Here is a 9216-nt window from a genome sequence, read left to right as displayed (position 1 = left end):
CAGTGTTCAGCCCCTCCCTCATAACCCTCGAAAACAACGGAAAAATCCAGCCGCAGCCGGACCGGGAGAACGCTTTCGCTGGGGCAAGTGGCGGACAGGAAGGGATTCGAACCCTCGAGACGGTCTCCCGCCTACGCACTTTCCAGGCGCGCGCCTTCGACCACTCGGCCACCTGTCCGAGGGCTGTTTAGGAGAAACCGCGGGGGGGATGCAAGAGCGATTATCGAGGTATTTCAGCTCAATTCATCGGGATTTGCGGATTTGGGACGCCGCGACCAAAAACAATGCGGCGAGTGTCACCTCGGTTGCGGCGGCGATCAGGATCGTGGCGCGCGCGGTTCCGCCAAGCCAGGCGTGCAGTCCGGTTGCCGCTACGCCCAGAAAGACCAGGCCGGTGATCAGGCACAGGTTCGCCAGGAACCTGCTCCCGGGCAAGTTCCGCGCGATCAGCAGCAACGCGCCGAGACCCAGAACCGCCGGGGAAAAGCGGCGTGCGGCAAAGTCCATGTCGGGCGTGTAATTGACAGCGTAGAGGCCGAGATAGCTTTGCGGAGCGATCAACAAGACCAGCCCGATCGAAATCGCGAAGCATCCGGTGAACAGCAGAAGCCAGCGCGACATCATTGCTCAAGCGAAATGTTGACGCGGCGGTTTTGCTTGCCCTTGTTTTCGATCTTGCCGAGGATCACGCGCCCGATTTCTCCGGTGCGCGCGACATGGGTGCCACCGCAGGGTTGCAGATCAACCTGCACTTCCTCGTCACCGATGCGCACCAGACGGATACGGCCCGCTCCGCGCGGTGGCTGCACGGACATGGTTTTGACAAGCGACGGGTTGGCATCAAGTTCGGACTCGGTGATCCAGCCATCGCTGACAATGTAATCCCGGTCGATCAGACGGTTGAGTTCGCGCTCCAACGCGTCGCGATCTTCGGGTGGTTCGGGCATCATGAAATCGAGCCGTCCGCGCCCTGCCCCGATGGCACCGCCGGTCACGGGCAGCGGTATGACGACGGACAGCAGATGCAGCGCGGTGTGAATGCGCATGTGACGGTGGCGTCGTTCCCAGTCGAGGCGCTGCACCACATGGGCACCGATGGGCGGCAGGCGGGTCGGCTCGGACGGGACCAGCACACTGGCGCCCCGCTCTCCCTTGACAGCAGTTGCGATGGACAGCGACTGGCCGTCCCAGTCGATCCATCCGCTGTCGCCGGGTTGTCCGCCGCCGGTGGGATAAAAGATCGACGCATCAAGCACGACGCCGCCTTCCGGCGTGTGCGTAGTGACTTTGGCGCTCAGATCGCGCGCGTAGGGATCGCTGCGATAATGCGGCTCGAACTCATTCAGCGTTTGGCTCATGTCCGAGGCTCCTTCGCGTCGGTGTCGATCTCGGGTGTGGCTGTGTCGGGCGCTTTCGTATCGTCCTTGCCCGCCATGAGGACTTCCGGATTGCGGAGCCAGACATCGCGCTGCGCAAAGGGAATCTCGATACCTTCGCGCTTGAAGGCCTCGTAGATCTGGTGATTGATCTCGGTGCGCACGTCGACGATCATGTTCACGTCAAACAGGATCATCCGCAGGTCGAAATCAAGCGAATCCGCGCCGAACCCCTTGAACAGAACCGATGGCTCCGGGTTCATCAGGACCATGTCGTGATTGCGCGCCACGTTGAAAAGCACCTGTTCGACCTTGCGCGTGTCCGATCCGTAGGCAACGCCGATTTCAACCACCAGACGCCCCAGAACGTTGCCGCGCGTGTAGTTGGTGACCGAGTTCGACACCAGATCGGCATTGGGCACGATCAGGTCGGTGCGGTCAAAAGTCTCGATCCGGGTGGAACGCACCGAGATATCGCGCACGATGCCGTGCTGACCGTTGACCTCGATCCAGTCCCCTTCCGAGATCGGACGCTCGATCAACAGGATGATCCCGGACACGAAGTTCTGCACGATGTTCTGAAGGCCGAAACCGATACCGACGGACAGCGCACCGGCAACGAAGGCCAGCGCGGTCAGGTCGATCCCGGCTGACGTGATGGCCACGATTGCGGCAAGAAAAATGCCCAGATATCCGGTGCCGGCGACGATTGCGGTCTGCCCGCCTCGGTCGATCTTGGTTTTCGGCAGGACCGATCCGCGAAGGCCGCCCTGCAACAGCCGCGTCAACACATACCCGATCATGAACACGATCGCGAAGGTGAGGAAATCGCCCGGCGCGATCCGTGTGTCACCAAAGGTGAATCCGATCTGGAACCGGGTCCAGAGCTCCGTCAGATCGGCCACCCGCGCGCCCCAGATGAGGGCGAGGAATGGCAACGACACCAAGGTCAGAACGGCACCCGAAATCACCGGCAACAGGCTGTTTTCGTCATCGAGTTGATGTCCGGTGAGGAGGTGGTAAAGGCCGCGTCCCAGCCGTTGCAGGATCAAGAGAAACGCAAACAGGCCCAGCGTCTGAATGGTTGGAAAAATGGTTGCATGGGCGATGTTGAAATATCCGATCGCCGACAAGATCGGCGCGCCGATCCCAACCAGCATGGCACCCTGCCCCGCGAGTCGCGCCAGCCGCGATGGAAAGGTCAGATGCACCGCGTCGTCGTCTGTTTCCTCAAGATTGCTGACGCCCGACATGCGCAGGAACTGGCCCAGACGGAACAGCAGCGCACCGCACAGGATATGCACCGGAAAGCTAAGGATCGGCAGCGTCTGCTCGGACCAGCCGGCAATCTCGTCCATGATGGACAGGAACAGGCTAAGCGCCAGAAACCACGCCAGAAGGTTGACATAATAGCGCGCCGCCGTCCGGCGCTCGGGCGTGAGGTTGATGGTGCTCTCATCGTCGTCGTCGGAGAATGTCTCGGCAGCCAGCCACCGCGCAATCAAGACGACAAAGAGGATCACCGGCATCAGATAGATCAGCTGTTGGCCAAGTGGCCCCAGCATGTCGGTCAGCACAAGTGCATGGACAAGCAAGCCAAGCCCGGTCACCGAAACGATGACGCGCGCCAGTGCCAGCATGGTCGGCCAGAACCCGGTTCCCCGCACGGTTCGCGCCTTGGCCCAATGCGCGAACGAGCGGATGTGTTTGGGGGCCCGAAACAGCAGCAACAGCGCGGCGAGGATCATTCCCACAATGATCGCCAGGTTGTCCGACATTTCCTGACGCCGCGCCGGATTGTTCCAGTTGGTGCTGATATTGTCGTTGACCTGTGCCAGCGGCGTGATCAGTTCGCGCAGCGCCGGGGGCCATTCGCGCAGATCAATGGGCGACGGTCCGCGCGTCAGCATCGCGTCAGTTTGGCGCGAGCGGATGATCTCGTCGATCTCGGCAATCAGGCCGTTGGCGCGGTTATAGGCCTCCTCGGCGCGCCGCACAGGTGCGTTCAGTTCCGCAATCTGGCTTTCCAGTTCCTCGCGGCGCTTGGAAATTTCTTCGAAATCACTGCCGCTTTCGGGCACCGGGCCAAGCGCGTCGAGTTGCGATTTCAATGTGGCAAGTCGCGGATCATTGACGCTTTTCTGCTTCAGGAACTGGTCGCGATAGGTCGATACCTCAAGCCGCAAATCCTCAAGCGCACCGTCCGACGCGCTATCGGATTCGACAGCCGCCTCGGCCCGTTGCGCAAGCTCCTGCCACGCGTCGTAATCTAACTCATCGGTCTGCGCCCAAACGGCCGACGCCGCCAGCACCACGACAAGCGCGACAAGCCTGAACACTGAAAGTAGTGCCGTCATACGTCTTCAAAGACCGCCGGGATGTTGGGCTCGGGTGCGTCCATCCACTCGGGCACCGGCAATCCCTTGTCCTTCAGGAACGCCGGATTGAACAGCTTGGACTGATAGCGCGTTCCGTAATCGCACAGGATCGTCACGATGGTATGTCCCGGCCCGAGATCCTTGGCCATGCGGATGGCTCCCGCCACGTTGATGCCCGAAGATCCGCCAAGGCACAGCCCCTCTTCGGCCAGCAGATCGAACACGATCGGCAGCGCCTCATCGTCGGGGATCTGGTAGCAGAAATCCGGCGAAAAGCCTTCGAGGTTCGCGGTAATACGCCCCTGCCCGATGCCTTCGGTGATCGAGTCACCTTCGGAGCTGAACTCTCCGGTGGTGTAAAACGAATAAAGCGCCGCTCCCATCGGGTCGGCCAGTCCGATCTTCACGCCCCTGGGCTGCAATTCCTCGGCCACGCCCGCCAGCGTGCCGCCCGATCCCACGGCGCAAACAAAGCCATCGACCTTGCCAGCCGTCTGATCCCAGATCTCGGGCGCAGTGGTTTCGACATGCGCACGCCGGTTGGCGGTGTTGTCGAACTGGTTGGCCCAGATCGCCCCATTCGGCGCGGACTTGGCGATCTCTTTCGCCAGCCGACCCGAATAGCGCACATAGTTGTTCGGGTTGCGATAGGGCGCCGCCGGAACTTCAACCAATTGGGCACCCGCGAGGCGCAACATGTCCTTCTTTTCCTGACTTTGCGTTTCGGGAATGACGATGATCGTCTTGAATCCCATCGACGCGCCCACCAGGGCAAGCCCGATGCCGGTGTTGCCGGCGGTGCCTTCGACAATCGTGCCGCCGGGTTTCAGCAGCCCTTTCTCCAGCGCATCCTTGATGATGAAAAGCGCGGCGCGATCCTTGACCGACTGGCCCGGATTCATGAATTCCGCCTTGCCCAGAATGGTGCAGCCTGTCTGTTCGCTGGCTTTGCGCAGTTTGATTAACGGAGTGTTGCCGATAGCCTCGGCCAATTCGCCTGCAAAACGCATGATGCCTCCATTCAGAATGTCCCTGCGAGGTGTAGGCGCGCCGCGCGTGAAACTCAAGCAGCCGCCCGCAGCCTCGCGCGCTGCGCCGACAGCCACAACAGCATCATGACAAGCGGGCCTGCGTTGATTTCGCCCGTATCGACAAAACCCATGGCCGTGTCGAACGGCAGGATATGGCTGCGGATATCCTCGTGCTCGGACGCCAAGCCATTTTCGCTGGCCGTAAAGTTGGAAAGGTCCGTAACCCCCAGAAAACAATGGAAATATTCGGTGGAATAGCCCGGAGATGCATAGACTTGCACCATCGGCTCCAGATCCCCGAGCTTCAATCCGCTTTCCTCGATGGCCTCGCGCCGTGCCGTATCCGCCGGGCGTTCGCCTGCATCGACCAATCCGGCGATCGGCTCGAAAACCCAAGGACGCGGATCACTTCGCCATAATGGACCAAAGCGCAGTTGTTCGATCAAAAGAACTTGATCCAGCTTCGGATCATAGGGCAGCACCAGCGCCGCGTCGAATGCCAGAAACGCCTCGCGCGTTACCACCGGGCTGCGCGTTCCATCAAACCGGCGATGATCAAGCCGAAACTCCGCCAATTCGAAAAAGCCGCGAAATCCCGGCAGACGTTCGTGAACGGTCACGTCGCCAGGATCGGGGGTGTAGCGCAGCGATGCCGGCGTCGGAGTGTCGCGTGCCAACATTCTGGACCAGTGCCGCGCCATGAGAAACGGGCGCAATCCAGCCGCAGTCTCTGCGTCATACCGCCCCCGCCGCGCCATCACATCCTTGGCTGCAGACACCGCCATCTCACCCCAGACCCGCACCCAATCGGCGAGAACCCAATCCGCACCGCGCGTTTCCTTTGCCGACATCGGGTAATAACACAGCGCCGTCCGCTCGCTGTCGTCAGAGCGCACCAGAACTTCGCTCAAATGATAGGAAAACGCGCCTTCATAATAACTTAGGCGCGCTTCTTCATCCTCTGTGACATCCGAGAACAGCACCCCGGTCGCATCGCATCCCGGTACGGCCTCGATCATCGGATAGGCTTCGTTCTTCACCCATGACACAAGATGTCCCGGCAGGACGGCTGTGCTCAACCGCGCATCCAGCGCGCCGGGGGCTGCGCCGACAACCGCTTCGAGAAGCGGGACATGACATAAGGTTCCATAGAAAAACAGTGCCGTCACACCGCGCTATCTCCAATGCCGGGCGGCGTATTCCGACAAGTATCCGGTGATCAACGCGCCAAACAGGAACACCGCGATCATCATCGGATTCATCAAAAGAGACCCATATTCGATCCCGATCTCGAAGATCGCGGCGAAGGCTTCGACCGGACCGTCATAGCGGTGCTTCAGCGATTGCTGGACCATCCTGTATCCGGCCTGCATGAACAGCGTCCAGAAGATCAACGCAGCAACCCCTGTCAGCCCGTTGCCGATCGCATCCTTGGTGCCGCGCCCGGCCCGGTGTCCCACGACGAACCAGCCGACAACGATCCCAACCACCGCATTGAAGATCGAGAAATTGCCGAAATTCTGAATGTCCGGCATCAGGGTCTTCACAAGTTCCGATGCCAGAAACGCCAAGGCCGCCATACACAATGCTGCGATCGTCTTGGCGGCTGTGGGCATGTCAGGTCGGTCTCGTGATGGTTATCTGCGTCACATCGCAGTTTCCGCTATGAAATGTCGCCGCGCAAGAGGTCAGATAAAAATTCCACATTCGCCGGAATCTATCGTCAAATCCAAGCTGGGCCACCTGCTCCCACTTTTCATTGAACGTCTCATGCCAGCGCCGCAGTGTCAGGCTATAGCTTTCGCCAAACTCGATCGAGCGCGCCACCTTGAGGCCCGCCGCCTCGATTTCGCGCCGCAACACCGAGGGGCTGGGCAACATCCCGCCCGGAAAGATATATTTCTGAATGAAATCAACGCCTCGGTTGTAAATCTCCCAGCGCGTCTCTTCCACGGTAATGATCTGGAGTGTTGCGCTCTTGCCGGGTTTCAAGCAGTCCTTCACCGATTTGAAATAGGTGGGCCAGTATTTTTGCCCCACCGCTTCGAACATCTCGATCGACGCGATGCCGTCATATTGGCCGGTCTCATCTCGGTAATCCTGCAACTTGAAGGTCACACGATCCGACAATCCCGCCTTGGCGATCCGCTCCACGGCATATCGGTACTGCTCGTCGCTGATGGTCAGCCCGGTCACCCGCAACCCCCGTTCGCGCGCCGCGTATTCGGCAAATCCGCCCCAACCGCAGCCGATCTCAAGCACATGATCCCCCGGTTGCGCGCCCATCTGATCGACCATGCTTTCGTACTTGGCGATCTGCGCCTTCTCGGTGCTTTCCTGCCCCGTCTCGAACAAAGCCGAGGAATAGGTCATGGTATCATCGAGCCAAAGCCCGTAAAATGCGTTTCCCAGATCGTAATGATGCCGGATGTTCCGTTTCGCCTGACGCTTGGAATTGGATTGCAGCCAAAACCGCAACTGCTCGTACCAGCGCACGAGGCTCATCGCCGGAAAGCCGTCATACACCTCGTTGTTTTCGCCGTGCAGGAAATCCATGAACGCCTGAAGATCCGGCGTGCTCCACCACCCGTCGAGATAGGCGTCGCTGAAGCCGAGATCACCATCGCGGATCAGACGCGCGAACAATTCGGTGTTGTGCACATGCACTTCGGCCACGAGTCCCGGCTCCGCGCCGTCGGCCCGGAAATGGCGGCCATCGGGCAGGATAAAATCGATCCGCCCTTTGCGCAGTTTGTCCGCCATGGCGAAAACCTGCGGGAAATAGCGCGGAAGATCGGGTTGGTCATGCGTCGAGGTCAGGATCATGTGTGTTGAGTCCGTGGAAATTACCGAAATCTACCGTCCGACAGGTCGTGTCGGCAGGCAAGTCTTAACGGGAATTAGCGTCAGATCAACAAAGGCAAGTCAAAACAGAACGTAAGCCGGAGTTTTTAGCGCGCGCGTCATGGTAAATGGATGCCTCGCACGCCCGGTCAATATTCAGAAATCGCGATCCTGATAGGCCTCAAGCGCACGTTTGCGGCCCTCGTCCGGCGCCACGATCGGGTCGGGATAGTCGCTTTCGGGTGTCATCGACCACGATCGCGGAATGGCCTTGAAATACGCCAGCGCATCTTCGTGCGGGGTATCGTATCCTTCGGCAATCCACCGGCTGACATAGTCCCGATCCTTGTCGAACTTGTCCAGTTGAGTCACCGGATTGAAGACGCGGAAATACGGCGTCGCATCCGGCCCGGAGCCTGCCGACCACTGCCATCCCATCGCGTTGGAGGCCGGATCCCAGTCGATCAGGCAGTCCTCGAACCAGTCCAGCCCGATCTGCCAATGGCACAGCAGATGTTTCGTCAGATAGCTCGCGACGATCATCCGTCCGCGATTGTGCATCCTTCCCGTCACATACATCTCGCGCATCGCCGCATCGACAAACCGGATGCCGGTGCGCCCCTGTTTCCACGCCTTGACCTCGGCACGGCGTTCGTCCTCGTTCCACGGAAACGCGTCCCAGTCCTCGCGCCAGTTGTCCGTAAGGATGCGCGGTGTATGCCACATCAGATGATAGGCAAATTCACGCCAGACCAGCTCCTTCAAAAAAGTCTGCGCGCCGGCCTTGCCCTCGTCTTTCGCGCGCTGGCCCGCGTGCCAGCATTGCGCCGGGCTGATCTCTCCAAGGCTCAGGTTTTCCGACAGGTTCGACGTTCCGTCGAGACCCGGAATATCGCGCGTTGTCTCGTAATCCGCCACCTTGGACGCCATGAACGCCCCCAGCCGCGATTGCGCCGCGCCCTCGCCCAGTTGCACGAACGGGCGAACAATGTCGGCGCCGCGATCCATCGCGGCACCTAGATCCCAGTCCTCAAGCGTATCGCTGTCGGGCCAGACATCGGGCGCTGGCACATCAGACGGCGCAGCAACGGGTTCCGGCACCGACCTGTCGCGCACCGATTTCCAGAACGGCGTATAGACCTTGTAAAAACCGCCCTGCTGGGTTTCGACGGTCCACGGCTCGAACATCACATGGCCGGTGAAACTCTCGACCTCGCAACCCATGTCCTTGAGCGTGGCCTTCACATCCGTGTCGCGCTCGATCGAGGCCGGGTCATAGGCGCGCTGCCAATAGACGGCCCCCGCACCGGTCTCTTTGACCAGTGCCGGGATCACCACGCGCGCATCCCCTGCGCGCAGGATCAGCCGACTGCCTTTGTCCTTCAGCGCGGCGCCAAAGCACTCGATCCCCAGCCCGAACCGCCACTTCGGCGCAGCACCCAGGCCGGTCACGAGATCGTCGCACACGAAGACCGGAACCACCGGCCCTCCGCGCGCCACGGCAGCGCTCAACGCCGCGTGATCGCTCATGCGCAGATCGCGCCTGATCCAGACCAGTGTCGGGTCAGCCATGGGTCACCTCCCGTG

The 9216-nt window shown here is 60.5% G+C and carries 8 protein-coding genes and 1 tRNA gene; all 9 read right to left on the bottom strand.

All coding sequences use genetic code 11. The features are described 5' to 3' along the window. Positions 1-88 precede the first annotated feature (88 nt). Positions 89-178 (bottom strand) — tRNA-Ser (locus ACGKZZ_RS15110). Between the two features lie 65 nt (positions 179-243). Beyond that, positions 244-624, bottom strand: a complete 381-nt coding sequence (locus tag ACGKZZ_RS15105; protein WP_411224419.1) for a hypothetical protein — start codon at positions 622-624, stop codon at positions 244-246. Further along, positions 621-1358, bottom strand: coding sequence for an alanyl-tRNA editing protein (locus ACGKZZ_RS15100; RefSeq protein WP_411224418.1), 738 nt, complete (start codon positions 1356-1358; stop codon positions 621-623). The genes ACGKZZ_RS15105 and ACGKZZ_RS15100 overlap by 4 nt, the downstream gene beginning before the upstream one ends. Further along, positions 1355-3733, bottom strand: a complete 2379-nt coding sequence (locus ACGKZZ_RS15095; RefSeq protein WP_411224417.1) for a DUF3772 domain-containing protein — start codon at positions 3731-3733, stop codon at positions 1355-1357. Before ACGKZZ_RS15095 ends, ACGKZZ_RS15100 begins: the two co-directional genes overlap by 4 nt. Continuing rightward, on the bottom strand, positions 3730-4764 hold the full coding sequence (locus tag ACGKZZ_RS15090) for a cysteine synthase A (protein ID WP_411224416.1): 1035 nt from the start codon (positions 4762-4764) through the stop codon (positions 3730-3732). Before ACGKZZ_RS15090 ends, ACGKZZ_RS15095 begins: the two co-directional genes overlap by 4 nt. 53 nt (positions 4765-4817) lie before the next feature. Next, on the bottom strand, positions 4818-5954 hold the full coding sequence (locus tag ACGKZZ_RS15085; RefSeq protein WP_411224415.1) for an NUDIX domain-containing protein: 1137 nt from the start codon (positions 5952-5954) through the stop codon (positions 4818-4820). A gap of 6 nt (positions 5955-5960) precedes the next feature. Continuing rightward, positions 5961-6401 (bottom strand): TrgA family protein, encoded by a 441-nt coding sequence (locus ACGKZZ_RS15080; protein WP_411224414.1) that lies wholly within the window; start codon positions 6399-6401, stop codon positions 5961-5963. Between the two features lies 1 nt (position 6402). Further along, positions 6403-7611: a class I SAM-dependent methyltransferase gene (locus ACGKZZ_RS15075; RefSeq protein ID WP_411224413.1), complete on the bottom strand. Its 1209-nt coding sequence runs from the start codon at positions 7609-7611 to the stop codon at positions 6403-6405. A gap of 174 nt (positions 7612-7785) precedes the next feature. Next, positions 7786-9201, bottom strand: coding sequence for a cryptochrome/photolyase family protein (locus ACGKZZ_RS15070; RefSeq protein ID WP_411224412.1), 1416 nt, complete (start codon positions 9199-9201; stop codon positions 7786-7788). Between the last annotated feature and the right edge of the window lie 15 nt (positions 9202-9216).

Source organism: Marivita sp. S2033 (assembly GCF_046592965.1).
Lineage (GTDB): Bacteria > Pseudomonadota > Alphaproteobacteria > Rhodobacterales > Rhodobacteraceae > Marivita.
This window is presented reverse-complemented; position numbering and strand designations above follow the sequence as displayed.